Annotated in this window: 23 protein-coding genes and 1 pseudogene; 12 read left to right on the top strand and 12 right to left on the bottom strand. The window is 73.6% G+C overall.

Annotation, left to right across the window (positions count from 1 at the left end; translation table 11 throughout):
- Nucleotides 1-53: 53 nt before the first annotated feature.
- Entirely contained in the window at nucleotides 54-842 is a 789-nt protein-coding gene (locus AB0E98_RS18935) for a sigma-70 family RNA polymerase sigma factor (protein WP_361703775.1), read from the bottom strand.
- Between the two features lie 414 nt (nucleotides 843-1,256).
- Here AB0E98_RS18935 and AB0E98_RS18930 point away from each other — a divergent pair, with 414 nt between their 5' ends.
- From AB0E98_RS18930 to rbsK, 4 genes and pseudogenes are all read left to right on the top strand, one after another.
- Nucleotides 1,257-2,246, top strand: a complete 990-nt coding sequence (locus tag AB0E98_RS18930; RefSeq protein WP_361703772.1) for a LacI family DNA-binding transcriptional regulator — start codon at nucleotides 1,257-1,259, stop codon at nucleotides 2,244-2,246.
- A gap of 31 nt (nucleotides 2,247-2,277) precedes the next feature.
- Complete coding sequence (locus AB0E98_RS18925; protein WP_361703769.1) at nucleotides 2,278-3,882, top strand: sugar ABC transporter ATP-binding protein; 1,605 nt, start codon at nucleotides 2,278-2,280, stop codon at nucleotides 3,880-3,882.
- Nucleotides 3,872-5,760, top strand: a pseudogene (locus AB0E98_RS18920) (substrate-binding domain-containing protein). Before AB0E98_RS18925 ends, AB0E98_RS18920 begins: the two are co-directional and overlap by 11 nt.
- 11 nt (nucleotides 5,761-5,771) lie before the next feature.
- Nucleotides 5,772-6,686, top strand: coding sequence for a ribokinase (gene rbsK, locus AB0E98_RS18915; protein ID WP_361703765.1), 915 nt, complete (start codon nucleotides 5,772-5,774; stop codon nucleotides 6,684-6,686).
- 123 nt (nucleotides 6,687-6,809) lie between these two features.
- On the opposite strand, the gene AB0E98_RS18910 is transcribed toward rbsK, so the two are convergent.
- From AB0E98_RS18910 to AB0E98_RS18900, 3 genes are all read right to left on the bottom strand, one after another.
- On the bottom strand, nucleotides 6,810-7,328 hold the full coding sequence (locus tag AB0E98_RS18910) for a secondary thiamine-phosphate synthase enzyme YjbQ (protein ID WP_361703762.1): 519 nt from the start codon (nucleotides 7,326-7,328) through the stop codon (nucleotides 6,810-6,812).
- 120 nt (nucleotides 7,329-7,448) lie between these two features.
- On the bottom strand, nucleotides 7,449-8,348 hold the full coding sequence (locus tag AB0E98_RS18905; RefSeq protein ID WP_361703759.1) for a BTAD domain-containing putative transcriptional regulator: 900 nt from the start codon (nucleotides 8,346-8,348) through the stop codon (nucleotides 7,449-7,451).
- 97 nt (nucleotides 8,349-8,445) lie between these two features.
- Entirely contained in the window at nucleotides 8,446-9,438 is a 993-nt protein-coding gene (locus AB0E98_RS18900) for a streptomycin biosynthesis protein (protein ID WP_361703756.1), read from the bottom strand.
- Nucleotides 9,439-9,703: 265 nt separating this feature from the next.
- Here AB0E98_RS18900 and AB0E98_RS18895 point away from each other — a divergent pair, with 265 nt between their 5' ends.
- A complete protein-coding gene (locus AB0E98_RS18895; RefSeq protein ID WP_311609549.1) occupies nucleotides 9,704-10,153 on the top strand; it encodes a helix-turn-helix domain-containing protein in 450 nt (149 codons plus the stop codon).
- Between the two features lie 69 nt (nucleotides 10,154-10,222).
- Entirely contained in the window at nucleotides 10,223-10,975 is a 753-nt protein-coding gene (locus AB0E98_RS18890; protein ID WP_361703752.1) for an alpha/beta hydrolase, read from the top strand.
- A 3-nt stretch (nucleotides 10,976-10,978) separates the two neighbouring features.
- On the opposite strand, the gene panD is transcribed toward AB0E98_RS18890, so the two are convergent.
- Nucleotides 10,979-11,398 (bottom strand): aspartate 1-decarboxylase, encoded by a 420-nt coding sequence (gene panD / locus AB0E98_RS18885; RefSeq protein WP_361703749.1) that lies wholly within the window; start codon nucleotides 11,396-11,398, stop codon nucleotides 10,979-10,981.
- A 280-nt stretch (nucleotides 11,399-11,678) separates the two neighbouring features.
- Here panD and AB0E98_RS18880 point away from each other — a divergent pair, with 280 nt between their 5' ends.
- Complete coding sequence (locus AB0E98_RS18880; RefSeq protein WP_361703746.1) at nucleotides 11,679-12,182, top strand: hypothetical protein; 504 nt, start codon at nucleotides 11,679-11,681, stop codon at nucleotides 12,180-12,182.
- A gap of 372 nt (nucleotides 12,183-12,554) precedes the next feature.
- Here the strand turns inward: AB0E98_RS18880 and AB0E98_RS18875 are convergent, their stop codons facing one another.
- From AB0E98_RS18875 to AB0E98_RS18865, 3 genes are all read right to left on the bottom strand, one after another.
- The gene (locus AB0E98_RS18875; RefSeq protein ID WP_361703744.1) at nucleotides 12,555-14,639 is read right to left on the bottom strand and encodes a SpoIIE family protein phosphatase; all 2,085 of its coding nucleotides are present in this window, start codon (nucleotides 14,637-14,639) and stop codon (nucleotides 12,555-12,557) included.
- 204 nt (nucleotides 14,640-14,843) lie between these two features.
- Nucleotides 14,844-15,407 carry an ATP-binding protein gene (locus AB0E98_RS18870; RefSeq protein WP_361703743.1) on the bottom strand — a complete coding sequence of 188 codons (564 nt, stop codon included), beginning with the start codon at nucleotides 15,405-15,407 and terminating at the stop codon, nucleotides 14,844-14,846.
- A gap of 339 nt (nucleotides 15,408-15,746) precedes the next feature.
- The gene (locus AB0E98_RS18865) at nucleotides 15,747-16,403 is read right to left on the bottom strand and encodes a DUF4360 domain-containing protein (RefSeq protein WP_361703741.1); all 657 of its coding nucleotides are present in this window, start codon (nucleotides 16,401-16,403) and stop codon (nucleotides 15,747-15,749) included.
- 416 nt (nucleotides 16,404-16,819) lie between these two features.
- Here AB0E98_RS18865 and AB0E98_RS18860 point away from each other — a divergent pair, with 416 nt between their 5' ends.
- Nucleotides 16,820-17,170 carry a helix-turn-helix transcriptional regulator gene (locus AB0E98_RS18860; protein ID WP_361703739.1) on the top strand — a complete coding sequence of 117 codons (351 nt, stop codon included), beginning with the start codon at nucleotides 16,820-16,822 and terminating at the stop codon, nucleotides 17,168-17,170.
- A gap of 40 nt (nucleotides 17,171-17,210) precedes the next feature.
- Here the strand turns inward: AB0E98_RS18860 and AB0E98_RS18855 are convergent, their stop codons facing one another.
- Nucleotides 17,211-18,041 carry a hypothetical protein gene (locus AB0E98_RS18855; RefSeq protein ID WP_361703737.1) on the bottom strand — a complete coding sequence of 277 codons (831 nt, stop codon included), beginning with the start codon at nucleotides 18,039-18,041 and terminating at the stop codon, nucleotides 17,211-17,213.
- A gap of 291 nt (nucleotides 18,042-18,332) precedes the next feature.
- Entirely contained in the window at nucleotides 18,333-18,893 is a 561-nt protein-coding gene (locus tag AB0E98_RS18850; RefSeq protein WP_311609539.1) for an NAD(P)H-dependent oxidoreductase, read from the bottom strand.
- Between the two features lie 198 nt (nucleotides 18,894-19,091).
- Here AB0E98_RS18850 and AB0E98_RS18845 point away from each other — a divergent pair, with 198 nt between their 5' ends.
- The gene (locus AB0E98_RS18845) at nucleotides 19,092-19,898 is read left to right on the top strand and encodes an alpha/beta hydrolase (RefSeq protein WP_361703734.1); all 807 of its coding nucleotides are present in this window, start codon (nucleotides 19,092-19,094) and stop codon (nucleotides 19,896-19,898) included.
- Between the two features lie 52 nt (nucleotides 19,899-19,950).
- Here AB0E98_RS18845 and AB0E98_RS18840 read toward each other — a convergent pair whose 3' ends face one another.
- Nucleotides 19,951-20,919: a LysR family transcriptional regulator gene (locus tag AB0E98_RS18840; protein WP_361703731.1), complete on the bottom strand. Its 969-nt coding sequence runs from the start codon at nucleotides 20,917-20,919 to the stop codon at nucleotides 19,951-19,953.
- A gap of 100 nt (nucleotides 20,920-21,019) precedes the next feature.
- Here AB0E98_RS18840 and AB0E98_RS18835 point away from each other — a divergent pair, with 100 nt between their 5' ends.
- Both AB0E98_RS18835 and AB0E98_RS18830 read left to right on the top strand, forming a co-directional pair.
- Nucleotides 21,020-22,012 carry an isocyanide synthase family protein gene (locus AB0E98_RS18835; RefSeq protein ID WP_361703728.1) on the top strand — a complete coding sequence of 331 codons (993 nt, stop codon included), beginning with the start codon at nucleotides 21,020-21,022 and terminating at the stop codon, nucleotides 22,010-22,012.
- 38 nt (nucleotides 22,013-22,050) lie between these two features.
- Nucleotides 22,051-22,932, top strand: a complete 882-nt coding sequence (locus tag AB0E98_RS18830; protein WP_361703725.1) for a TauD/TfdA family dioxygenase — start codon at nucleotides 22,051-22,053, stop codon at nucleotides 22,930-22,932.
- A gap of 28 nt (nucleotides 22,933-22,960) precedes the next feature.
- Here AB0E98_RS18830 and AB0E98_RS18825 read toward each other — a convergent pair whose 3' ends face one another.
- The gene (locus tag AB0E98_RS18825; protein ID WP_361703722.1) at nucleotides 22,961-25,573 is read right to left on the bottom strand and encodes a SpoIIE family protein phosphatase; all 2,613 of its coding nucleotides are present in this window, start codon (nucleotides 25,571-25,573) and stop codon (nucleotides 22,961-22,963) included.
- Nucleotides 25,574-25,844: 271 nt separating this feature from the next.
- Between AB0E98_RS18825 and AB0E98_RS18820 the strand changes: the two genes are divergently transcribed.
- The gene (locus AB0E98_RS18820; protein ID WP_361703721.1) at nucleotides 25,845-26,162 is read left to right on the top strand and encodes a hypothetical protein; all 318 of its coding nucleotides are present in this window, start codon (nucleotides 25,845-25,847) and stop codon (nucleotides 26,160-26,162) included.
- Nucleotides 26,163-26,264: the final 102 nt, after the last annotated feature.

Genomic DNA, 26,264 nt, shown 5'->3' with positions numbered 1-26,264 from the left:
TTCCCTCACGTCGGAAAGACCAGGTGGGAACAGGGAACGGGACCCTGGCGGGGTCAGGCGGCGGCGAGCAGTTGCCGGCGCAGCTGGGCGCAGGTGCGGCTGAGGATGCGGGAGATCTGCATCTGGGAGACGCCCAGGCGCGCCCCGATCTGCTTCTGGGTGAGATTGCCGAAGAAGCGCCAGTACAGGACGTACCGTTCGCGCTCGGGCAGCGCGTCCAGGAGGGGGCGCAGCGACTGCCGGTCGACGATCAGCTCCAGCGCCCGGTCGGCCCGGCCCAGGGTGTCGGCCAGGGGAAGTTCGTCGGTGCCGGCGACGGAATGGTCGAGCGACAGCGTCTGGTGGACGCCGTCCGCGTCGAGCCCGCGCCGCACCTCCTCCTCCGACAGTCCGGTCTCGGCGGCGAGTTCGGCGGGGGTGACCCCGCTGCTCGCGCCCCGCTGTTCGAGCCGGGCGCGGGCGGCGCGGACGGCGGCCCGCAGCTCCTGGTCCCGGCGCGGGATGTGCAGGGACCACACATGGTCGCGGACGTGCCGTTTGAGTTCGCCGCTGATCGTGGGGATGGCGAAGGACTCGAAGGCGAAGCCGAGCCCCGGGTCGTAGCGGTCCACGGCGTGGACGAGGGCCAGCGCGGCCACCTGGCGCAGGTCCGCCGGGCTCTCCCCGCATTTTCGGAAGCGCAGGCTGACACGTTCGGCCATGGGCAGCCAGGCGGCGATCACGTCGTTCCGGAGCCGGTCGCGCTCCGGGCCGGCGGGGAGGACCGCCAGCCGCCGGAAGGCGTCCTCGGTGCCGGGCGCGTCGGGGCGGCGTCCGCGGGGAGAGAGCTTGGGTTCGGCCATGGTCACACTTGTCCCCTCGCTCGTGCGTCAAGGAGTGCCTGCCGGCCGGGCGCCGTCGGGGCGCGACCGCCCCAGGGGTCCGCCCGTGGCCGGGCCGGGTTCCGGGGGCCGGGCCGGCCGGTGCCGGCCACGGTCGTCCCAGCATGACCCCGGCCCGCGCCACTCGCGACTCGGAGCTCCCGCCCCGTCACTCAGAGCGAGACCGGCCGCGAGGCCGGCCGGGGCGCGGCGAGTGGCCGCCTTCCGGCGCACCACGCCCGGTACGGACCCTGGGCCGGACGGGTGACGGACGCGTAACGGCGCCCCGGTGACGGGCGTCACACTCGCGGCGTCTTGACCGCTGGTCCGTGCAATCGATTTCCTGTGGGCGCGAAATCGATTTCACGGATCGACAGCACAGGCCGGGGGGGCAGCGTGGCGAACATCAAGGACGTCGCCCAGCGGGCCGGGGTGTCCGCGGCCACCGTCTCCCGCGTCCTCAACGGCCGCTCCCCCGTCGCCGAGACGCGCGAGCGCGTCCTGGCCGCCGTCGAGGAGCTCGGCTACCGCCCCAACGTCGTCGCCCGCGCCCTGCGCACCGCCCGGACCCGCACCCTCGGGCTCGTCGTCAGCGATCTGCGCAACCCCTTCTTCACCGAACTCGCCGACGCCGTCGAGCAGGAGGCCCGGCGGCTGGGCTACAGCCTGATCATCGGCAACGCGGGCGAGAGTCCCGAGCAGCAGGACGACTACATCCGCACCCTCCTGGACCGCCGTATCGACGGGCTGATGGTCAGCTCCGCCGGCACCGGCTCCCCCATGCTGAGCGAGGCGGTGGCCGCCGGTACCCCGCTCGTCCTCCTCGACCGCGCCGTCCCCGGCATCGCCGCGCCCTGTGTCCGGGCCGAGGGCGGCGCCGCGCTCACCGGACTCGCCGCGCACCTGGCCGCGCTGGGCCGGCGCCGGCCCGCCGTGATCGTCGCCCCGGCGGGCACCCCGACCGGCGATGAACGGCTCGCCCGGTTCCGTACGGCCCTGGCGGCGCACGGCATCGCCCTGCCGCCCACCCGCGTCGGCGCCTCGCCGGACCCGAGCCCCGCCGGGGGCCGGCAGGTGATGCGGCGGTTGCTGGAGACGGCCGAGCCGCCGGACGCCGTGCTCGCCACCGACAACCTGATGGCGCTCGGCGCCCTGGACGAACTCCGGGCGCGCGACCTGCGCGTCCCCGCCGACATGGCGCTCGTGGCCTTCGACGACGTGCCCTGGTTCGCCCACCTCGACCCACCGCTCACCGCCGTCGCCCAGCCGACCGAGGCGCTCGGCCGGGCGGCAGTGCACACCCTGCTGGAACGGATCGCGGGACGCCCGGCGGGCTCGGTCCTGCTGCCGGCCCGGCTCGTACGCCGCCGCTCCTGCGGCGAGTGACCCACCCACCGCCGGCCGAGAGGGGCGAAGCATGACCGGCGTCAACGACGACGCAGGCACAGACGCGGACGCGGACGGCGCGCCGGACCGGGAACTGCTGCGCGTGGAAGGCGTGGTGAAGACCTTCCCCGGCGTCCGCGCCCTCGACGGCGTGTCCTTGAGCGTGCGCGCGGGCGAGGTGCACGTACTGCTGGGCGAGAACGGCGCGGGCAAGAGCACGCTCATCAAACTGCTCGCCGGAGCCCACCGCCCGGACGCCGGCCGGATCCTCGCCGACGGCGAGGAGGTGACGATCCGCTCCGGGCGGGACGCCGAACGGCTCGGCATCGCCACCATCCATCAGGAGTTCACCCTCGTCCCCGGCCTCTCCGTCGCCGAGAACCTCTTCCTCGGCCGCCAGCCGCGCACCGCCCTCGGCCTGATCGACCGGCGCGCCCTGCGCGAGCGGGCCGCGGCGCTGCTGCGCCGGGTCCGCCTCGACGTGCCGCCCACCGCGCCCGTGTCCGGGCTCGGGGTCGCCCAGCGGCAGATGGTGGAGATCGCCAAGGCCCTGAGCCTGGACGCCCGTGTCCTGATCATGGACGAGCCGACGGCGGTGCTCACCGCCGAGGAGACCGCCACGCTCTTCGGCATCGTGCGCGAGCTGCGCGCCGAGGGGGTGGGCATCGTCTTCATCACCCACCACCTGGAGGAGATCACCGCTCTCGGCGACCGTGTGACCGTGCTGCGCGACGGCCGCTCGGTGGCCGAGGTGCCCGCGTCGACGCCCGAGGACGAGCTCATCCGGCTGATGGTGGGCCGCGACATCGCCGACCGCTACCCCCGCGAACGCCCTGCGGAGCCCGGCGCCCCACTGCTGCGCGTCCGGGGGCTGACCAGGCACGGGGCCTTCGCGGACGTGAGCTTCGAGGTCCGGGCGGGCGAGGTCGTGGGCCTGGCCGGGCTGGTCGGCGCGGGCCGTACGGAGGTGGCGCGGGCGGTCTTCGGCGCGGACCGCTACGACGCCGGAACGGTCGAGGTCGACGGCGGGCGCCTGCCCCCGGGCGACGTCCGGGCGGCGATGCGGGCCGGGGCCGGGCTCGTCCCCGAGGACCGCAAGGGCCAGGGCCTGGTCCTCGGCGCCTCCCTGGACGACAACCTCACCCTGGCCCGGCTGGACCGCGACACCCGCCTGGGCCTGGTCGACCGGCGGGCGCGGCGACGCGCGGCGACCGCCGTGGCCGACCGGCTGAAGGTGCGGCACAGCGGCCTGGACCGCGAGGCCCGCACCCTCTCCGGCGGCAACCAGCAGAAGATCGTCATCGGCAAGTGGCTGCTGGCCGGGGCCCGGCTGCTGATCCTCGACGAGCCGACGCGCGGCATCGACGTCGGCGCGAAGGTCGAGATCTACCGGCTCGTCAACGAACTGACGGCGGCGGGCCACGCCGTCCTGCTGATCTCCAGCGACCTGCCGGAGGTCCTGGGCATGAGCGACCGCGTACTGGTGATGGCGCAGGGCCGGCTGGTCGGCGAACTCCCGGCCGCGACGGCGACGCAGGACGCGGTCATGGAACTGGCGATCCGGCAGAACAGCCGGCAGAACATCCAGGACAAGAGCTTGGACGAGAGCGCGATGGAAGGCTCCGATGTCGGCTGAGGTGCTTCGGGCGCCCGGGAGCACCCCCGGGCAGTGGTTCACACGGGCGGTGCTCCGCAACGGCCCGCTGGGCGGACTGCTCGCCCTGATCGCGACCATGACCGTCCTCTCCCGGGACTTCCTGAACGGACAGAACCTCCTCAACGTCGGGGTGCAGGCGTCCGTCACGGCGATCCTGGCCTTCGGCCTGACGTTCGTGATCGTGTCGGCGGGCATCGACCTGTCCGTCGGCTCGGTGGCCGCGCTGTCGGCGACCGTCGTCGCCTGGGCCGCCACCGGCCACGGCCTGCCCGTGTGGCTGGCCCTGCCGCTCGGCCTCGCGGTGGGCGCGCTCGCGGGCCTGATCTCGGGCGCCCTGGTCGCGTACGGGAAGCTGCCCGCCTTCATCGCCACGCTCGCGATGCTGTCGGTCGCCCGCGGCCTCGCCCTGGTCGTCTCCGGCGGCTCCCCGATCGCCTTCCCGTCCTCGCTCGGCCACCTGGGCGACACGCTGGGCGGCCGGCTGCCGGTGCCCGTCCTGGTGATGGCCGCGGCGGGCCTGCTGACGACGCTGATCCTGACGCGTACCCCCACGGGCCGGGCGATGTTCGCGATCGGCGGCAACGAGGAGGCGGCCCGGCTGTCCGGCATCGCCGTACGCCGCCGCAAACTCGCCGTCTACGCGCTGTCCGGGCTCTTCGCCGCCGTGGCCGGCGTCGTCCTGGCCGCGCGGCTCACCTCGGCCCAGCCACAGGCGGCGGCGGGGTACGAACTGGACGCGATCGCCGCCGTGGTGATCGGCGGGGCGAGCCTGTCGGGCGGCTCGGGGAAGGCGTCCGGAACGCTCGTAGGCGCGCTGATCCTGGCGGTGCTGCGCAACGGCCTCAACCTGCTGAGCGTGTCGGCGTTCTGGCAGCAGGTGGCCACGGGCGCGGTGATCGCGGTGGCGGTGCTGCTGGACACGCTGCGCCGCAGGAGCGCGCGATGAGACTCCGGAAGAGCGTCCTCATCGCGGCCGCACTCCTCACGACCACGACCCTGTCCGGCTGCGACAGGGGCGGCCGCACGGACCTGGGCCTGGCCCTCTCCACCATGAACAACCCGTTCTTCGTGGGCATCAAGGAGGGCGCGCGGGCCGAGGCGAAGGCACGCGGCCTGAAGATCAACATCACGGACGCCCAGAACGACCCCGTGCAGCAGGTCAATCAGATGGAGACGTTCACCAGCCAGAACGTCAGGGCCGCCGTGATCAACCCGGTGGACTCGGACGCGGCCGTCCCGGCCGTGGGCGTGGCGAACCGGGCCGGCGTACCGGTGATCTCCATCGACCGGGGCGTCAACGGCGGCAAGGTCGGCTCGACCATCGCCTCCGACAACGTCGAGGGCGGCCGCCAGGCGGCGAAGGCCCTCGCCGACGCGCTGGGAGGAAGAGGCAAGGTGGCGTTCCTGGAAGGCCTGCCGGGCACATCGGCGGCCCGGGAACGCGCCAAGGGCTTCGAGGCGGGCATCAGGACCTGCCCCGGCATCGAAGTCGTCGCCCGCCAGCCGGCCGACTTCGACCGCACCAAGGGCATGGACGTGATGGCCAACATGCTCCAGGCCCACCGGGACGTCACGGGGGTCTTCGCGGCCAACGACGAGATGGCGCTGGGCGCCGCGAAGGCCCTGGGCGCGGCGGCGGGGAAGAGCGTCAGGATCGTGGCCTTCGACGGCACCCCGGACGGCGTCCGGGCCGTGCGCGAGGGGACGCTGACGGCGACGGTGGCCCAGCAGCCGAGGCTGCTGGGCAGACGGGCGGTGGAGTGGGCGGTCAGGGCCGCGCACGGCGAACGGCTGCCGGACCGGGTGAAGGTCCCGGTGGTGCTGGTGACCCGCGGAAACGCGGCGGACTTCGAATGACGGTGAGGACCATGAGCGACAACCACGCCTACGACTACGACGTCCTGGTGATCGGCTCGGCCAACGCGGACCTGACCGTCCGCGTGGACCGCCGCCCCGGCCCGGGCGAGACCGTCCTGGGCACCGACCTGGTGGAGTCCGCGGGCGGCAAGGGCGCCAACCAGGCCGCGGCTGCCGCCAGGCTCGGCGCCCGGACGGCGCTGCTCGCCCGGGTCGGTGACGACGCGTTCGGACAACTGCTGCTGGAGGCACAGCACGCGGCGGGCACGGAGCTGCGGCACGTACTGGTCGAGAAGGGCGCCCGGACGGGCACCGCGATGATCGTCGTAGGGCCGGACGGGGACAACACGATCGTGGTCTCCCCCGGCGCCAACGCCCGCCTCTCCCCCGCCGACGTACGGGCCGCGCGGGAGGTCGTGGCCGCCTCGTCGGTGGTCTCGCTCCAACTGGAGATCGCCCCGGAGACGGTCCGGGAAGCGGTCGAGACCGCGACGGAAACCGGCACCAGAGTCGTACTCAACCCTTCCCCGGCCCCGGAGTCCCTCGACCCCCGGCTCCTCGCGGCGGCCGACCCGCTGGTGGTCAACGAACACGAGGCCGGACTCCTCTCGGGCCTGCCCGCCGGCACCCCGGCGGACCGGGCCCACGCGTTGCGCGACCGGGGCGCCCGTTCAGTGGTGATCACCTTGGGCGCGGAGGGCGCACTGGTCCTGGACACGGGAGCGCTCGTCCACGTCCCGGGCGTCAAGGTCGAAGCCGTGGACACCACGGGCGCGGGCGACGCCTTCACGGGTGCCCTGGCCCTCCGCCTGTCCCGGGGCGCGACCCTGGAGGACGCGGCCCGCTTCGCGGTCAGAGTGGGCGCGGCGTCGGTCACGCGACCGGGCGCACAACCGTCGTACCCGACGGCGGAGGAGCTGGCGTAGGGGCGAGGGCGCCGGTGCCGTGCGGGGCCGGGGGTGACCCCCGGGCCCCTCCGGTGGGAGCCCGGGGTTCGGGGATGGGCCTACGTCAGGCCGTCGGCATCCGTGTATGTCGCTCCGAAGCGATCAGCAAGCCCTGTGGACCCGGACCAGTAGTTCTCGTGTACGTGGTCCGTCGTACTCGGCCAGCATGACCGCCTGCCACCGGCCCAGGTAGAGCTCACCCCCGGTGATCGGGATGCTCAGCTCGGGGTGGGTGGCCACCATGGCGCGCGCGTGGGAGTGGCCGTTGTCGCGTTCGCCGTGGAGAGCCCGCCCGTCGGGGTCGCGATGCTTGTCGTGGGCGTAGTAGTGATCGCTGCTGTGCGGGGCGATGCGTCGCAGCACGGCCTTCATGTCACTGTCCAGGCCGCTGTCGTTCTCGTTGATGAGCAGGCCGCACGTCGTGTGGCCGCAGTACACGTGCAACGTGCCCTCGGTTACTCCGGATCCGGCGACGAGCCGCTTGAGTTCGCCCGAAAGGTCGATGGTGGCTTCGGGCGTCCCGACGCCGACCGAGAGCCGGACCGACACCGCGATCGAGCTCCCCACCGGCAGAACGTCGTGCGAGACGGCATTTATCCCAGTGCCCACGGTGATCGCCATGGCGCCTCCATAACGGCATGCCCTGGTCCGGGAGGGCCCCCGGACCCGCCATAAACAGTGGCAGGCGCCCACAGGCGCCGCAACGGACCGTCTCGGCCATGTGCCGGAACGAATCCCCCGTCAGTCCTGCCGCCGCCCCTGACGCGGTACCGAGTCGACCGCCCCCGGTCCCTCCGCCTCGCACTCCGCCAGGGCCACGATCTCCGCCGAGGCCCGGCCCACCCCCGCCGCCGAGCCGAGCCGCAGGAACGCGACGCGGGCCGCGGTGAGGTGCCGTCCCGCGCGAGTGGTGCGCCGGAGCATCCGGCACAGCCGGCCGAGCGCCAGGGAGCCCTCTGCGACCAGCGGCAGATCGTCGAGCGCCTCGCCGACGCCCAGCGCGTCCGCGAAGGCCCCCTCCGCCTCGTCGAAGAGCCCGTCCGCCAGCAGCGTCTCCCCGACGTCGAGCAGCGCCCGCGCGGCCGCCGCGCGCAGCGTGTGGAGCCGGGCGGCCTCGCTCTCGGTGACGCGTCCGCCCACACCGTCCAGCGCCGGGCCGCGCCACAGGGCGAGGGCCCGCCGGTACAGTTCGCCCGCCGACTCGAACGCGTCCCGCCCGGCGGCCGAGGCCGCCGCGTCGACCAGGGCGTCGAAGTCCTCGACGTCGACGCCGATGTGCGCGGTGCGCAGCCGGTAGCCGGGCGAGGCGGCGACGATCAGCGGCTCCGCGTGCCCGGCGGCCCGGAAGGCCCTGCGCAACGCACGGACGCACAGGGCGATCTGGGGGCGCGCCGACACGGGCGGGCGTCCGCCCCAGATCGCGTCGGCGAGGGTGCCGGCGGGGACCACCCGGCCCCGGGCCAGGGCGAGCAGGGAGAGGACGACGCGCTGTCTTCGGCCGTCGATGGCCACGGCCCGCTCGCCTACGCCGGCGGACACCGGCCCCAGCAGGGCGAGGGCTATGGGGGCGGCCTCGGGCGGGGCGGCCTGTGCCGCCTCGGTGGCCACGGTCGTCGTGCCGGTGACTGTGCCGGTGCTCATCGCTGTACCTGCCCCCGTGTGCGCGGCGTCGCCGCGTGCGTGCTCTGGTCCCCGCGCGGCCGGTGCCGGCGGGCTGTCCGTACGGACCGGTGTGCCGTCACCCGGCCCGGCGCTCGAGCTCGGTGGCGAAGCGCAGCCAGGAGGCGGCGCAGTGCCGGGCGGCCTGGGCGACCGTCTGCCGCCGGTGGGCGGGCACCGCCTCAAGGAGCCGGCGCCAGCGGTCGCCGCCCATGGCGTGGGCGTTGAGCAGGCGCAGCAGGACGCGGCCGCCCTCGGTGAGCCGGAGCGAAGGATCCATGCGGAGCCTCGACAGGGAGGACGATCCGTCACCCGTCGCGGCGGCGGCGACCGGTGTGGCCACGGCGACGGCCGACCTGGCGTCTCCCGTGGAGGCGGAGGGGGTCGCGTCGGCCGCGTCCCGCCGCTCCGCGTCCCGCAGTTTCTTCGGCACCGGGTCCTGACCGAGTGCCAGTCGCAGCCGGACGTCACGCGCGGTGCCGACGGCGATGCCGGCGTCGTGGGCGATCTCCCTGAGGCTGGCTTCGGGCCGGGCTGCGATGAGCGCTCCGGCGCGGCGCCGGCCGTCCGCCGCGTTGAGCGGGCGGACCCGGCCGTCGCGGCCGGTGCGGGTCGTGGTGGGTGCGGCGGGGTGGCCGGTGCGGCGGCGCAGGGAGGCCACCGTGCTGGCGGCCAGGCCCGCCGCCGATGCGATCAGCCGGTCCGACCAGTGCGGATGGCTCCGGATGATGCGCTCGGCGGCGGCCGACCGGTCCGCCCGGGTGAGGGGAAGGCCACCCGGCCGGGTGTTCGCCCGGACCGCGTGGACGAACGCGTCCTCCTCGCTGCCCTCGAAGAACCGGACCGCGATCCGCTCATCCCCCCGTAGACGAGCGGCTCGCAGCCGGTGCATTCCGTCGACGACCCGCAGGGTGGCGCGGTGGACGACGATGGGCGGCAGGGGGCTGTCCAGCCGGGCGATGGCCTGGACGTGCCGGGGGTCCTCCCCCGCCAGCCGCGGTGACGCCGCGGGCAGCAGGGAGGCGAGGGGGAGCACGACGGCGTGCCGCTGTTCCGGCCCCGGAACCGTCACGAAACCCCCTCCAGAAGTACCTCCGGCCGACGGCGGATCAGGCCCGGTGGGCGCGGCGCCCCAAGGCCCCGCCCCCGCCAACTGGTGACCGACCACCCTCCGAGGCCGTCCAACACCAGTCGATCCGCCGACACCGAGGACGCTAGGCAGCGAGCGCGCTCGCTGTCAACCGCGTTATGCGTCCGGGCACATGGCCACGCACGACGGCACGTGGCCGTGCGCAGCGGCCCGTAAGCTAGATTGACCGCGGGAGGGAGGTGCGATCATGAACGATTCCGAAGCCAGGGCCGCGCGGACGCTGGCCGACAAGCTCAACCACCTCTTCCGGACGGTGGTGCCCGACGGCCGGGAGCCGTACACCACTGAGGAAGTGGCGCGTGCGATCACCGCGGGGGGTGTGTCGATTTCCGGCAGTTACATCTGGCTGTTGCGGAAGGGCCAGCGCAGCAATCCGACACTGCGGCATGTGGAGGCGCTGGCGAAGTTCTTCGGCGTACCCCCGGCCTATTTCTTCGACGACCAGGTGACCGAGACGGTCAACGCCGACCTGGGCCTCCTGGTGGCGCTGCGCGAACCGCAGGTCCAGCGCGTGGCGCTCCGCGCTGCCGGACTCTCGGCGGAGAGCCTCCACTCCATCAACGAAGTGATCGAGCGCGTACGCGAGTTGGAGGGTCTTCCGACGAACCGCGCCACCCCGCCCGAGAAGCAGCCCTGACCGGCCCGACCCCTCTCGCGCGACTCCCGCACGACTCCCGCACGACCGGAAAGAACCACGAGAAGCACCGTGACCGCCACCGCCCGCCCCGATACGAGCGCCGAGACGGTCACCATGCCGCACGGCAAGTCCCTCGACGTCCACCGCCCCGCGCCGGGCGCCGTCCGACCGCCCGTCGTGCTGCTCTGGCACGGTGTCGGCCCCGACGAGCGGGACGTCATGCGGCCGTTGGCCGAGGCGGTCGCGCGCGAGGGGCTGCTCGTCCTCGTACCCGACTGGCGTTCCGACGAGCCCGACGGCGGCCGGGGGCAGTTGCTGGCCTCGCTGGAGTTCGCCCGTGCGCGGGCGGCGGGGCTCGGGGGCGATCCGGAGCGATTCGTGCTGGCGGGCTGGTCGGCCGGCGGGGCGGCCGCGGTGGGTGTCGCACTGCGGCCCGACATCGTCGGTGGCCGGCGCCCGGCGGCCGTGGTGAGCATCGCTTCGCGTTATGACCTGCCGAACCGGACGACGGGTACGGTCCCGCTGGCCGACCTGGCCGACCTCGCGGAGGCGTCCGCCGTACCGGTCACCCTGGTGCACGGCACGGCGGACGCCCTGATCCCCGCCGAGCGCTCGCGGGAACTGCGGGACGCCCTGGCCGCGCGCCACCGGCCGGTGCTGCTGGAGGAGCCGGTGACGGATCACGCGGGCGTGATCATGACGGAGTACGACCCGGCGGCGGGGCGCTGCCGCCCGAGCGAGGACCCCGGCGTGCTCGCGGCCGGACGGAGGACGGCCCGGGCGATCGCCAGGGCCGCGGAAGGGGCCGCCGGAAAGGCATAGCCCTCAGACCGCCGCGACCCGGTCCCCCCGCGAGAGACCCGAGCCCTCCGGGACGGCGGCCGGGTCGCTGCCCAGGTCGACGGCCCGGTTCCGCTCGTCGACGAAGACGACGCGCGGCTGGAAGGTGCGGGCCTCGGCGTCGTCCATGGTGCCGTAGGCGATGATGATGACGAGGTCGCCGGGGCTGATCAGCCGGGCCGCCGCGCCGTTGATGCCGAGTACGCCGGAGCCGCGCGGGCCCTCGATCACATAGGTCGACAGACGGGCGCCGTTGTCGATGTCGACGATGTCGACCTTCTCGCCGGGCAGCAGGTCGGCGGCTTCCATCAGATCGGCGTCGACGGTCACCGAACCGACATAGTGGAGGTCGGCCTGGGTGACGGTGGCACGATGGATCTTGGACTTCATCATGGTGCGATACATCGAGGTACTCCCGGGGGCAGGCTCCCTGCCTGCGTTTTTGCAGGTCAAGGGCTATTTCGTCAGTTTACAACGAGTCGCGTGCCCGGGCAGCGTCCCCAAGGTTCCGCAGGACTCACGCCGACCCGCTTGCCCGGCTTCCCTGACACAACGTCAGCTGAAACCGGATGCCTGCTCGCTGATCGAATGGCCGGGAACGGCTCTGGGACAGACGCAAGCCCGGTGGGACCATGGACATGCCAACAGATGACGTCGATCACCTCGATGACTCACAGGGGGAACCATGCGGATACGCACCCGTATACGCACGGCCTCGGCCGCACTCGCCGTTGCCGCGGCCGGCCTCACGTTCACCACAGTCGGAACCGGATCCGCCAATGCGGCAGGCTGCCCCTCAGGTGGCCAGGTGCTCGGGGCTGTCCAGAGCATCAAGGCGGGCTCGCAGACCATCGGCCAGTTCTACCTCGGGTGGAACTGCAGCGGCGCCTACACCGAGGTCAACCTGTGGAACACCAACTACGTCAACAACTGGAGTTTCGGCCAGGTCGACGTGAAGTCCAGCTCGAACAGCTCCGCGAACTCGAACAAGCCGGTGCTGAACAACGGCACGTACTGGTTTGACGCCGGGTACATTCCTGTGACTGGCGTGACGAACAACCGCGAGTACACCGGCAACTGGAACTTCACCGCCAATGGGCACTCATGCTCCGGCCAGACCTCGACGTGGAACTTCTCCTACGGCGGCGTGAGTGTCACCAACAACAACCCGTACTCGAACTGCAGCTGACGCTCCCGGCATGTCGTCGCGGTGCCGTCGTAGCCGTCCGTGCGCATCGGTACGGCGGTCGGCGCGTCGCCGGCCGGACGGCTCCCGGGGTGGGCCGCGGACAGTCGGTACTGTGCGCGCGGGCGCCGGAGCAGGTGCGGCGACACAGGGTGGGGCGGGCCTGCGGGGGGTGCCGGTGGTGGGGCAGGAAGGCGGTCGGCCCCATGCCGGCCAGTTGCCGACCCGGGCCCCGGAACCATCCCTCTGACCTGCACAGATGCGCGAGAGGTCGCTCTTGGACCTCATCATGGTGCGCCGCACGGGCATGCTCGGCCATTCCTGGAACTCGGCTCCCTGCCCGCTTTGTCGCAGGTCAAGGGCTGCGCCTTCGCTCTACGACGAGCCGCGGACCCGGGCGATGAGCAGGGCGACGTCGTCCTGGTCGTTGCCCTCGCGGAGCTCGGCGAGCAGCAGGTCGCAGGTGGCCTCCAGGTCGAGCCGGTGGCGGTCGAGGAGGTCGACGAGGACCGCGAGGCGGGTGTCGATGTCCTCGTCGCGGGTCTCCACCAGCCCGTCGGTGTAGAGGACGAGCCGGTCTCCGGGGGCGAGCTCCACGCCGACGCTCTCGAAGGGGACGCCGCCCACGCCCAGCGGCGCGCCCGTGGGCAGGTCCAGCAGGACGGGCCGGAGTCCCGGCCGCATCAGGACCGGGGGCAGATGGCCGGCGTTGGCGACGCGACAGCACGCCTCGCGGTGGTCGTAGACGGCGTAGACGCAGGTGGCGATGGTCTGGTCGAGACCACTGGCGGTGCGGTCGAGGTGGTGGAGCACCCGGCCGGGGTCGAGGCCGAGGCCGGAGAGCGTACGGGCGGCGGTGCGCAGCTGGCCCATGGCCGCGGCGGCGTTGATGCCGCTGCCCATGACGTCCCCCACGACGAGGGCGCTCCGGGCGCCTCCCTGCGGGATGACGTCGAACCAGTCGCCGCCGACCTGGACGGCCGCTCCGGCGGGCTGGTAGCGGTAGGCGACCTCCAGGCCGATGAGGTTCTGGGGCCGCTGGGGCAGCAGGTTCCGCTGGAGGGTGAGGACGGTGGCACGTTCGCGCTGGTACCAGCGGGCGTTGTCGATGCAGACGGCCGCGCGGGCGGCGAGCTCGCCCGCGAGGACGACGTCGTCCTCGCCGAAGGGCTCGGGGTTGGTGATGCGCTTGAGGTCCAGGGCGCCGAGCACCTCGCCCCGGGCGATCAGCGGTACGGCCAGGTAGGAGTGGAGCCCGGCGCGGCCGAGGAGCCCGGCGGACGTGGCGTCGCGGGCGATCCGGCCGACGTCCTCGGGTGCCACGCGGGCCAGCAGGACGGGCCGGGCGGTGTTCACGCAGTGGGCGACCAGGCGGTCGGGGTCGTACTTGGCGATCTCCCCGGGCGGGTCGGCGGCCCGTACGGCGTCGGTGACGGCGCCGCCGCCGGCCGAGGCGACGGCGAGGGCCCGGAAGACGGCGGCCCGTTCGTTCGGCGGGGTGGCGTTGCCGTGGAGGGCGGTGTCGAGGATGTCGACGGCCGCCACGTCGGCCAGGTCGGGGACGACGACCCCGGCCAGTTCCCGGGCGGTCTGGTCGAGGTCGAGGGTGGTGCCGATGAGCACGGACGCGTCGGCGAGCAGGGCGAGTCTGCGGCGGGCCTCGGTGGCGGCCCGGTGCCGGTCGGTGATGTCGACGTCCGAGGTGGCCAGCCCCATCGGCCGGCCTGCGGCGTCCTCCAGCCGGTAGCAGGAGACGAGCCGGGCCCGTTCCCCGGCGGCGGCGTCGGCGGTGGGCCCGAGGGTGAAGTGGTCCACCAGGGGGACGCCGGTCGCGAGGACCCGGCGCATGGCCCGTTCCACCGCGTCGGCCTCGTCGGCGGGCAGGAAGGGCAGCGCCTCGCGCACGTGGCGGCCCACGTAGGCCCGGGCGGTCAGGCCGTGGATGCGTTCCAGGGCCGGGTTGACCATGACGTACCGCAGCTCGGTGTCGAGGACGGCGAGCCCGATCGGGGACTGGGCCACCAGCCGCAGCGACAGGGCCAGGTCCCGCTCGACGTCCCGGAGGATCTCCTGGTCGGTGGCCATGCCGAGGGCGTAGACCCGGCCGTCCTTGTCCTCCAGCCGCATGTTGCGGAATTCCAGCAGCCGGGTGGTGCCGTCCTTGTGCCGGGCGGGGAAGACCCCGGCCCAGCTGCCGCCGCCGCCCATGACCTTGGCGAACAGCCGCAGGACCTCGTCGAGGTTCTCCTCGTCCACCAGGAGCTGGGCGGCGTACTTCCCCAGGGCCTCGGGGGCGGTCCAGCCGAAGAGCTCCTCGGCCTGCGGGCTCCACAGGACGATCCGGCCGTCCTGGTCGAGGACCACCGCGGCGACGCTGAGCACGTCCAGCAGGCTGCCGGGCTCGTAGGGGGTGCCCCTGGCCCGGCCCGGGTCCGGCCGGAACGCGTCGGTCGTACCCATCCGAGGTCCTCCTTCCGCCCGCTCGGGGTGGTGCGGCGGCCTCGTGCCCGGTCCGATCTCCCGGTCCTCCCTCGCCTCGCCGTCACGCCGCAGCGTCTTCCATGTTCTCTCCGAACCCGCCCACCGCCCACCGCGCGGGCCCACGGCCGGGCGAACGGGGACGGCCCGGGAGTCGCCGGGGAGCGCCGGGGAGTGCCTGGAGGGTCAGCCGAGGGGAGCGGCGCCGGGCAGCGGAAGGGTGAACCAGATCGTCTTGCCGCCGCCGGAGGTGTGGTGGCCCCACTCGGTGGCCAGCTGCTCGACGAGCCAGATGCCCCGGCCGTTCTCGCTGTCCGCGCCGGCCTCGCCGCACAGCGGCAGCCGGCCGCCGCCGTCGGTGACCTGCACGACCAGCTGGGCGGGGGTGCGGCTGAGGGCGAGCCGGACCTCTCCGGAGCCTTCGGGGACGTGCACGATGGCGTTCGTGACCAGCTCCGAGAGGAGCAGGACGGCGTCGTCGGCGAGCTCGTGGAGGCCCCAGTCGGCCAGCAGACCCCGGGAGAAGCGGCGGGCGGCCGCCACGGAGCGGGGCGAGGAGGGCAGACAGACCGCGCCGGAGGGCGGCGGGCCCGGGGGCGTCCGGCGGGCCGTCCTGAGGGCCGGCGGGCTGTGCAGGCACCCGGGGACTCCGAGGCCCCACTCGCCGAGGACTCCCCGGGGGCGGGTCGACCACTCGGCGATCGGCTCGTGGGCACGCGGAAAGGCGTCGGCCGTATGCGAGGGACTCAAGGTGGCACGTCGGAATGCAGGCATCGGGCTCTGGGACGTTCGAGGGGGGACGCGAAGGTCGCCGGACGACGGGTCTTCCCGTACCCCGCCACGGCTCGGGGGGAGCGCCGGGCGGGCCGTCTTCGCAAGGGATTCCCCCAACATTCGCCCCGTTTCCGCCATAGGTCTATACCCTTTGGGTCACCGCCTCCGCACGGAAAGCGATAACCGCAGGCCGGGAGGGGTGTCCGGGGCGTAAAGTCGATGTGAGCGAGGCCACGGCCCGCCCGATGCCATGCCCGACGCCGTCCCCCGGGGCCGCCGGGGCCCGCGTGGCGCGGGTCCCGGCGGGGCGTCCCGTCAGGATCTGGCCGGGCACTCCTTCCACGCGAGGTGGTAGGTGGTGTTGATGCTGCCGTCCGTGGAGTCCATGGTCATGAAGCTGGTGGACTTGCTGGGGTCGGAGGTGCCCGCGTTGACCCGCAGCTCGGTGTTGATGTTGAAGTTCCGCAGCTCGCCGCAGGGCGCCCAGACCAGCGCGGCGATGGGCACGCTGTCGGTGGCCTGCCAGTTGTCGGCGTAGCGCCCCTTGAACGTGTGGCTGCTCGGGGTGGTGACGGGCGAGCCCTGGAAGTAGTACGAGGCCTTCTCGATGCCCGAGGCGCCGGGCTCAAGGCTCGCGTAGCCGCGGTAGTCGGCGGCGGCGATCGCGTAGGTGAAGCCCTGGGGGACGTGGACGTTCAGGTTGAGCTGGCAGTTCTTGCGGAAGTCGGTGGGCTTGGAGCCGACGCCGACCTGGGCGAGGTAGTCGCTGTAGGTGACCGTGAAGGCCGTGTTGTCGGGCGAGACCGCGACGGCGGCGGTCCCGGCCGGACAACCCGAGCCGTTGACCGTGGCGACCTCGATCACGATCTTGTCCGGCGGCGGGTTGGTGATGACGGAGGAGGGGTTGTGCGTGGACAGCGGCGCCGCGAGCAGGGTCGCGATCGCACCCGCGGTGAGAAGACCGGTGGGCATGGCGCTCCAATCGGTTGGGCGGCGGGAGTGACGACTGACTCAGGTGCCGGACGGCCGGGAGGGCGGGCGGCGGTGCGGGTCGCGACACGACCCAAACAAGCCATGCACATGACAACCCACGCCCTCTTCCGGGGCCCGTAGGACTGGGAGCGTTGGCATCGTAGGGGGCGGGAAGGGGGTTGACCAGACTCTCCGCCCGCGCCCGGCGGCGACCCCCGCGACACGTCCGCCGGGGTGAATTCCCCGGATCTGGCCGAAAGTTGTCGTCAACCGTGTATCCCCTGGTCACCGGGTGGGAACCGGTTCCGCCCGGTTGTCGCGCGCGGGTCTTTGCGTCAGACTGGACTTTTAGTTAGGGCTAAAGGTGGCATGCTGCACCCAAGGCAAGCCCGGAAGACAGCTGGTGGGGGGACGACATGGCCTGGCGCAGGAGCGGTCACGAAGGCGGACACGGCGCGGCGCCGGCGGGAGCCCGGCTCGCCCGGCAGACGACGGCCTCGCTGGCCGGCCTGCTGGCCGAACGGGACATGACCCGCAAGGACCTGGCCGAGCAGCTCGGCGTCTCCCCCGGCCGGGTCAGTCAGATCCTCTCGGGCGACGAGAACCTCACCTTGCGCTCGCTGGCCGCCGTCGCCGAATCCCTCGACGCCACGATCGAGATCACCTTCCGGGACGCCTCCGGCGCCCAGGAGCACCACCACGACGACGCTTCCGGCCGTCTGGAGACCGCGCCCGCCTCTCCCCTGGCCCGCTCGCGCCGGCGCTGAGCAGCCGTCGCTAAACGATTGCTGAACGGCCGGAGCGCGCTCAGAGCTGGGGAACGCCCCGGGTGTCCGCGTCCGGCCTGCCCGGCCCGCCGCCGAGGGCCTCATCCATGTCCGAGGGGACCAGATAGCGCTCCTTCAGGGCGAGGATCTTCTCCCCGTCGCTGCGCTTGCCGTGCGCGTGCGCGAGCTCCAGCAGATGCCGCAGATACTGCTCGGCCTCCCCGAACGCCCGCTTCACCTGGCGGATCTCATCGGGGCCGGGCAGCCGGCCCTGGAGCCGGGCGGCCTTCTTGACCTTCGTCTCCACGCTGATCCACTTCTGCGCCGCCGTCCGCACCTCTTTGTGCCGCTCGTTGATCTCGCGCTTGGCCAGCGCACGGGCCCGGCCCGTGCGGCCCTGGACGTCGACCCGCAGCAGCAGGTGCGACCTGATGTCGTCGGCGTAGTAGTCGAGGTGCCAGCAGTCCCGGAAGCCCTCGGCCATCCGCTCGCACCAGTCGGCCCGGTCCGCCCGCAGGCGCAGCGCCAGTTGGTGGAGCAGCAGGGAGTTGCCGAGCGTCAGGACGGCCATGGCGGGGCCGCCGCCGCTGCGCTCGCCGCCCCGGCCCCGGGGGCTCACGCCCCAGCCGGTGGCGACGCCCACGGCCATCGGGGGCACGCTGGGGGTGAGGGGTAGCAGGACCCCGCTGGCCAGGGCGGCCATTCCGGAGGTCCACAGCACGACGCACAGCGCCAGCGCCGAGGAGCGCACCGTCCCCAGCAGCCTGCCGTCCTCCCGGAAGCGGAAGACCAGGCACACCCAGGTCACGGGCGCGCAGACGGCGGCGGGCAGGACCCACTCGGAGATGATGGACGCCTGGTCCAGTGCCACGTCGGCTCCCGGTCGCGAACTCAAGGGGGGCGGCCGCGCCTTCGTGACAGCTGCGCCGAGAAGCACGGGCGGCGGCGCCGGACCGAGCGCTTGTCCCACTCGGCTCGACAACTTTCACTCGGCGCGCACCGCGACGACCCGATGATGTTCCCACCGCGCCCATTACGGCGTGCGACGATCCGGCCAACCTCTGGGGGCGACCGAATGATTCACGCCATACCTGTCCGGCGGACGCCGCCGGGCCGGGGTCGGGGCCGACACCCGGCCCGGCGGCGTCCGGTCGGCGGAGGATCAGCCGCGGACCTTGGCCACGACGGCCATGACCAGGGCGGTCAGGGAGGCGCGCAGCTCCTCGTCGACGGGCAGGCCGTCCTCGCCGAGGGCGGTGTGGGCCTTGGCCACGCACAGCTCGTCGCCGACGACGTCGGCGCCGCAGGCGGTCAGCACCTTGCGCAGCTCGGCCTGGGCGAACTTGGCGCCGTAGCCGCTGGGGCTGGCGCCGATGACGGCGGCGGTCTTGCCGTGGAGGGCGCTGGCCTGGTACGGGCGGGAGGCCCAGTCGAGGGCGTTCTTCAGCTGGCCGGGCAGGGAGGAGTTGTACTCGGGGGTGGCGAACAGCAGGGCGTCGGCGGCGAGCATCGCCTCGCGCATCGCCCGCACACCGGCGCCCGGCGCGGCCTCGTCGTCCTCGTTGAAGGGCTCGACGGCGGCGAGACCGTCCCACAGCTCCAGCTTCACCTCGGCGCCCGCCAGTTCGCCGGCCGCGCGCAGGATGGCGGCGTTGACGGAGGCGGTACGGGTGCTTCCGGATATCGCGAGGACGCGGACGGTGTCGGTAGTGGTGGCGGTCATGTAAACAAGTTCTCCTGTTGTGACAAAAATGCCGCCTGGACGACGGCTTGACGTACTGAGGATCTGTCAACCAGGGAACGTAGCACCCGCACGGCCGCGTTCCGCCCCGGATGGGACGCGGCCTGCTCCGGAACGGCCGGGACGACCGGGGAGGAATGCGGTGAAATTCCATGAATGGGACGGCCCGGTGGGGGTGCCATGAGCCGGGAGGTGCTCGTCCGGCAGGCCCCGCGCCCGTATCGCACCCTGGCCTACGGCACCCACCCGGACCAGGTCGTCGATCTGTGGCCCGCGCCCCGGGACGGCGCTCCCCTGGTGCTGATCGTCCACGGCGGCTTCTGGCGGGCCGAGTACGACCGCGGGCACATCCGGCCCATGGCGAACGCCCTGGCCGCGTCGGGTTACGCGGTCGTCGCGGCCGAGTACCGGCGCACGGGGACACCCGGCGGGGGCTGGCCGGGCACCTTCGACGACATCGCGGCGGTGGCGGACGCGACGGCCGGGCTGGCCGCGCGCCATGGCGCGGATCCGCGCCGGCAGGTCTGGGTGGGCCACTCGGCGGGCGGCCATCTCGCGCTGTGGGCGGCGTCCCGGCACCGGTTGCCGGAGGGCTCGCCGTGGCACGCCGCGCGCGTGGAAGCGGCCGTGCTCTGCCTGGCGGGCTGCGCCTCGCCGACCCTGGCGGCCCTGTGGGACCTCGACGAGGGGGCGGCGCGGACGCTGCTCGGCGGGACGCCCGAGGGCGTACCGGAACGTTACGCCGCCGCCGATCCGGGGTGGCTGCTGCCCACGGGGGTGCGGGTGACGCTGGTGCACGGTACTGCGGACGAGCAGATTCCGGTGGCGATGAGCCGGACGTTCGCCTCCCGGGCCCGGCGGCTGGGGGACCCGGTGGCGCTGGTCGAGCTGCCGGGGGTGGAGCACTTCGCACTGATCGACCCGCGCTCGGCCGCCTGGCCCGAGGTGCTCGCCGCGCTCGGCGCGCTGGCGGACCGGGCACGGTAGCGGCGGGGCGGTCCGCGGCGCCGGGCCCGCCGCCCGTACGACGCCGGGCCCGTCAGTACGGCCGCCGCTCCTCCAGCTGCGGGTTCTCGGCCAGCCAGTCGAGGTAGTGCGGGCTGCGGCGCACGGCGGTGGCGTAGACGCGGTCGGCGCGGGCGGCGATGGCGGGGGCGTGCGCGCTGAGCGCGCCCTGCCGGTGCCACAGCAGCAGGTGCCGGATCCGTAGCGGCGTGCCCGCCAGGGGGCGCGGGACGATGCCGGGGGTGGCGCGGAAGGTGGCCTGGCCCAGGCCCACCGCCTGGCCGTCGGCGATGAGTTCGCGGGCCGCTCCGGCCTCGGCGTCGTGCCGGACCTTCGGGGTGAAGCCCGCGCGGGCGCAGGCGGTGGTGAAGGAGTCGAACAGGCCGTTGCCCTGACTGGCCGGAAGGGTCCATTCCGCGTCGGCCAGCTCCGCCAGCCGGAGTTCCGGCCGGGTGGCCAGGGGGTGGACCTGGGGCAGCAGGACGAAGGCCGGTTCGGTGGCGACGGTCGCCGAGCGCAGGTCGGTCGGCAGCTCGGAGGACGGCCGGACGTACTCGGCCACGGCGGCCAGGTCCTGCTGGCCGCTGACCACGAGGTCGGCGGCGGTGGCGAGGTTGGGCTCGGTGCGCAGGGTGGGCAGGGCGCCGGGGAAGAGCTCCTGGAGCTCGCGCACCAGGCCCACCGCGAGCGGGCCGGGGGTGGCCACGTAGCGCAGGGGGCGGCGGCCCTCGGTGGAGCCGGTGTGCAGCGCGGACTCGCGCCGGATCGCCTCGATCGACGGGAGCACCGAGCGCGCCCTGGCGAGCACGAACTCGCCCAGCGCGGTGGGCGCGGCACCGTGCCGGGACCGTGCGAACAGGGCACCGCCCAGGACCCGTTCGATCCGCTGGATCTGGGCGGTGAGGGAGGGCTGGGAGACGCCCAGCGCGGCGGCCGCGCGGGTGATGCTGCCGGCGTCGGCTATCGCGCAGACCACTTTGAGGTGGCGCACTTCGAGATCCATAACCCCCATCCTATGGATGAATGCGATTACTTGAAAGTTCTAGCTCTTGTGAGGATGGTGACGCCGTACAGCCACCGAACGGGATCCTGGGAGGACACCGATGGCCGACAGGGGCGACGTGCTCATCGCGCGCCGAGTCATGGAGCTGGTCCTGCGTCATCAACGCAAGGGACAGCGGACGGGCGGCTGCGCCCACACCCCCTGCCCGGACTGCCGGGACGCCCATCTCGCCCGCGTCACGCGGTACGTCGAGGCCGGCGAGCCGGTGCGGTTCGTACTGCCGGCCTTCCCCGGCAAGTCCCCCAACGCCGCCAAGGTACTGGGGACGCTGCCCGACATGGCGGAGCGGCTGGCGCTGGGCTTCCTCGCCGGGCTGACCGCGCGGATCCGCGCGGTGCACGCGCCGGGGGCCGAGATCCTCATCTGCTCCGACGGCCGGGTCTTCAGCGACGCGGTCGGTATCCCGGACGAGCACATCACCGCCTATCAGCGGGAGACGCGGCGGATCGTCGACGCGCTGCCGGAGCCCAGCGGCATCGGCCTGTTCAACCTGGAGGACGTGCCGGAGTTCGCCGGGCTCGGCCACGACCGGATGCGGGAGCTCCTCACCGAGCGGTACGCCGAGCCCCTGGAGTCGCTGAGGGAGCGGGTGCGGGCGGGTGAGGAGGTCGCGCTCTACCGGGCCATGACGCGCTTCCTGTTCGAGGACGGCAACACCCCCGGCTACACCGGCAGCAGGTCCGCCCTCCAGCGCGACGCCCGGAGCCGGGCGTACACCGTGATGCAGCGCAGCAAGGCGTGGGGCGACCTGCTCGCCGAGCGGTTCCCCGGGGCCGTGCGGCTGTCCATCCATCCGCAGCCCTGCGGCGCGGAGAAGCTCGGCATCCACCTCGTGGACACCCCGGACAGCTGGCTGACGCCCTGGCACAGCGTGGCGCTGGACACCGGTGGCGGCCGGTACGTCCTGGTCAAGCGGAGCGAGGCCGAGGAGCGGGGCGCCGAGCCGGTCCTGGTGGCCGGCCGCCCGAGCCACTACGCGCTCCGCGTGCCCGTCACGGCCGCCGTTCCCGCCCCCGCGGCCTCCGCCGCCTGACCGGGCGCCCCACCCCCGTACCCACCGAAGGGCCCGTCATGAGCAGCAGCACCCTGGACACCACCGCCCACCTCTCCGGTCACCCGGTCACCGCGCTGGAGCCGTTCGGCGTCCGCGTCGACGCCGCCTCGCCCGGCGCCGAGGCCACCGCACCGCCCATAGCCGGCCTGCCCATAGCCGGGCTGCGTGAGCTGGCCCGGCGTCACCACCTCGTGCTGCTGCGCGGCTTCACCGGCTTCGCGGACGCCGGGGCGCTCACCGAGTGGAGCGCCCGCTGGGGCGAGATCGGCATGTGGCCCTACGGGGCCGTGCTGGAGCTCGTCGAGCACGACGAGCCCGACGACCACATCTTCGACCACCGCCATGTGCCGCTGCACTGGGACGGCATGTACCGCGAGCAGATCGCCGAGTTCCAGATCTTCCAGTGCGTCTCCGCGCCCGGCGAGGGCGACGGCGGCCGGACCACGTTCTCGCAGACCGAGGCCGTGCTCCGCGACGCCGCCCCGGAGCACCGGGAGCTGTGGGAGCGGGTCACCGGCCGCTACCGCCGGGCGGTCTCGGAATACGCGGGCGAGTGCGTCTCGCCGGTCGTCACCACGCGCCCGGGCGGCCGTGCGGTGATCCGCTACAACGAGCCGGTCGCGGCGGGCGAGGTCTTCCTCAACCAGCCGGACCTGGAATTCACCGGCGTGCCCGGGGAGCTGCTGCCCGAGTTCCACCGCACGCTGCGGACGGCCCTGCACGACCCGCGCCACCTGTACGCGCACGCCTGGCGGGACGGGGACGTGGTCGTCGCCGACAACTACACGCTGCTGCACGGCCGGGAGGCCTTCACCAGCCGCTCGCCGCGCCATCTGCGGCGCGTCCATGTGCTCGGCACCCCGCCGCTGGAGAACACCGCGCTGGTCCACCGCCGGTGACCGCGCGGCGGTTCAGGCGGACGGCCGCTCAGGCCAGCGGCAGCTCGGCCCAGATGACCTTGCCCTCGGGGGTGTAGCGGGTGCCCCAGCGCTCGGCGAGCTGGGCCACGAGGAACAGGCCCCGGCCGCCCTCGTCCTCCGCCGCCGCGTAGCGCAGGTGCGGGGCCGTGCTGCTGGTGTCGGACACCTCGCAGATGAGGACCCGTTCGCGCAGCAGCCGTACCCGGATGGGGCCGGAGGCGTGCCGGATGGCATTGGTGATCAGCTCGCTGAGGATCAGCTCCGTGGTGAACACCGCCTCCTCCAGCCCCCAATCGCCCAGCTGCCGGGTGACGTCGGCCCGGGCGCGGCCCACCACGGCCGGGTCGGAGGGCAGCTCCCACTCGGCCGACCGCCCGGGCTCCAGGATCCGGGTGCGCGCGGCGAGCAGGGCGATGTCGTCGGTCTGCTCGTCGGGCAGCAGCGCCTCCAGGACGGCCTCGCAGGTCTGCTGGGGCGTGCGGCCGGGCCGGGCCAGGGTGTGGGCGAGGATCGTCAGGCCGGTGTCGAAGTCGCGGCGGCGGTCCTCGACGAGGCCGTCGGTGTAGAGCACCAGGCTGCTGCCCTCGGCCAGGGACAGCTCCATGGCCTCGAAGGGCATGCCTCCCACGCCGAGCGGCGGGCCGGCGGGCAGCTCGGGGAAGGTGACCTCGCCGTCCGGGGTGACCACGGCCGGCAGGGGATGGCCCGCGCGGGCCAGGCTGCAGATGCCGGAGGTCGGGTCGTAGATGGCGTACAGGCAGGTGGCGCCCGCGATCGCGGCGTCTCCGCCGGCTTCCCCACCGGCCTCCACCGCCTCCGCAGCCTCCTGGTCGATACGGGCGACCAGTTCGTCGAGGTGCCCGAGGAGCTCGTCCGGGGGCAGGTCGAGGGCGGAGAAGTTCTGCACGGCCGTACGCAGCCGCCCCATGGTGGCGGCGGCGTGGAGGCCGTGGCCGACCACGTCGCCCACGACCAGGGCGACCCGGGCGCCGGGCAGCGGGATGACGTCGAACCAGTCGCCGCCCACCCCGGCCTGGGCGGGCAGATAGCGGTAGGCGACGTCGAGGGCGCTCTGCTCGGGCACGCCGCGCGGCAGCAGGCTGTGCTGGAGGGTGACGGCCATGGCGTGCTCGCGGGTGAAGCGGCGGGCGTTGTCGATGCACACGGCGGCGCGGGCGGCCAGCTCCTCGGCCAGGGACAGGTCCTCCTCCTCGAAGGCTTCGCTCCCCTCGGCGCGCCAGAAGTTGACGATGCCCATCAGCACGCCGCGCGCCTTCAGCGGCACGGTGATCAGCGAGTGGAAGCCGTAGTCCAGGATCTGCTGGGTGCGCATGGGGTCCTGGGTGCGCCAGCCGGTGGACTCCGAGAGGTCCGGTACGAGCACGGGGTGCCCGCTGACGAAGCCCTGGGCCTGCGGGGTGGGCGACGCGAACCGGTGGAGCTCGCCCGCCCCGTACAGGGGGTGGTCGTCGCGGGCGCCGCTGACCGCGACCCGGCGCAGTTCCGGGGCGCCGGCCGTCGAGGGGCGGGGCTCCTCGCCGTGCAGGACGGGCTCGGCGAGGTCGACGGTGGTGTAGTCGGAGAAGCGGGGGCAGGACACCTGGGTGAGCTCCTCGGCGGTGCTCTTGACGTCCAGGGTGGTGCCGACGGCCACGCTCGCGTCGTAGAGCAGCCGCAGCCGTTCGCGGGCGAGCTCGGCCTTGCCGGCGAGCGCGCGCAGCTCGGTGGAGTCACGCAGCGTGGCCACGCTGCCGGGCGGGCCGCCCCCGCGGTCGGTGGGCCGGTTGTTGACGGCCAGCATCCGCTCCCCGACGGGGATCACCTCGTCGGTGGCGACCCGGCGGGAGACCAGCAGTTCCGCCATCCGGGGGTCCAGGCCGAGCTCGTCGACGGGCCGGCCCTCGGTGTCCGGGGGCAGGTCCAGGAGACGGCGGGCCTCGTCGTTGGCCAGCATGACGCGGCCGTCGCCGCCGACGATGACCACGCCCTCGCGCACGGCGTGGAGCACCGCGTCGTGGTGCTCGTACATCCGCGTCACATCGGCCGGGCCCAGGCCATGGGTCTGGCGCCGCAGCCGTCTGCTGACCAGCCAGGTGCCACCCGTGGCCAGCAGCAGCGCGATGGCACCGGCGATCAGCACCACGGGCAGCAGCCGGTCGGCGGCACTGCTCACCCGGCTGACCTTCATCCCGGACGCGACCATGCCGACGACCCGGCCGCGGTCGGTCACCGGGACGACGACCTGGAGCTCCTCGCCCAGGGGGCCGTTGACGTCCTCGACCGTGGTGCGGCCCTCCAGGGAGGGTCCGATGGTGCCGACGAACTTCTTCCCGATCAGCCGGGGGTCCGGGTGGGAGTAGCGGATGCCCTGCCGGTTCATCACGACGATGAAGTCGACCCCGCCCTTCCGTCGGGCGTCCTCGGCCAGGGGCTGGAGCACGGCGGACGGGTCGGGGCCGCTCAGCGTGGTCACCATGCCGGGGCCGTGGGCGAACGCCTCGGCAGCGGCGAGCGAGCGGTCGCGCGCCGCCTGGAATCTGTCGCTCCGCGCCTGGAGCAGCAGGGTGACCGCCGCGGCCACGACGAGAAGCACCACGATCAGCACCTGCAGCACGAACATCTGTCCGGCAACGCTACGGGTGCTCGCCACGGCGAACCAACGGCCCGAGGGCCTCCAGGAGCGGCCCTGGCTTCGGGCCATACCCCATGTCTACCCTGCCGCCTTCCGCCGCGCGAACGGTACGCGGCCACGCCGGGCGACCACCGGCCGCCGTCGGCCACCCCGGAGACGGTCCGGCACGCCCGGGCGCGTGTCGGGACGGGCCGAGCGTCGTTGACCATATCGGGCCCAATCGCCCTCCCGCCCCGCAATCGAGACCCAAGGATCCGTGATGCGCCTGATCCGCACCGCAGTGGCCGCCCTCGGGGGCCTTCTCCTCGCCGTCACGCTGCCCGCCGGCACGGCGGTCGCCGCGAACGGCCAGTTCCTCTGGCTGGGCCCGAAGGCGAAGGCCTACTCCATCCAGAACCCGCCCGACAACAAGTGCTACGACATGGGGCAGGAGGCCCACGCCGCCCACAACGAGACGAAGACGCCGCTCGTCGTCTACGCCAAGAAGAAGTGCAAGGGGGACGCGACCCGGCTCGCCCCGGGGCAGCAGGCACCGCAGGGCGCCGGCTTCCAGAGCGTGATCTTCAACCCGCGCTGAGCCCGCACCGACCGCTGCGCGCCGCCCGGGCAGCCCGAAGCAGAACAGAGCAACAACCACCCGATCACATACCCGCAGCACGCGCGAGCTCGATATCAAGGG

Source organism: Streptomyces sp. NPDC037389, assembly GCF_040636475.1.
GTDB classification, from domain to species: domain Bacteria; phylum Actinomycetota; class Actinomycetes; order Streptomycetales; family Streptomycetaceae; genus Streptomyces; species Streptomyces hesseae.
The sequence above is the reverse complement of the archived record's forward strand: the minus strand, read 5'-3'. Positions and strand labels throughout refer to the sequence as shown.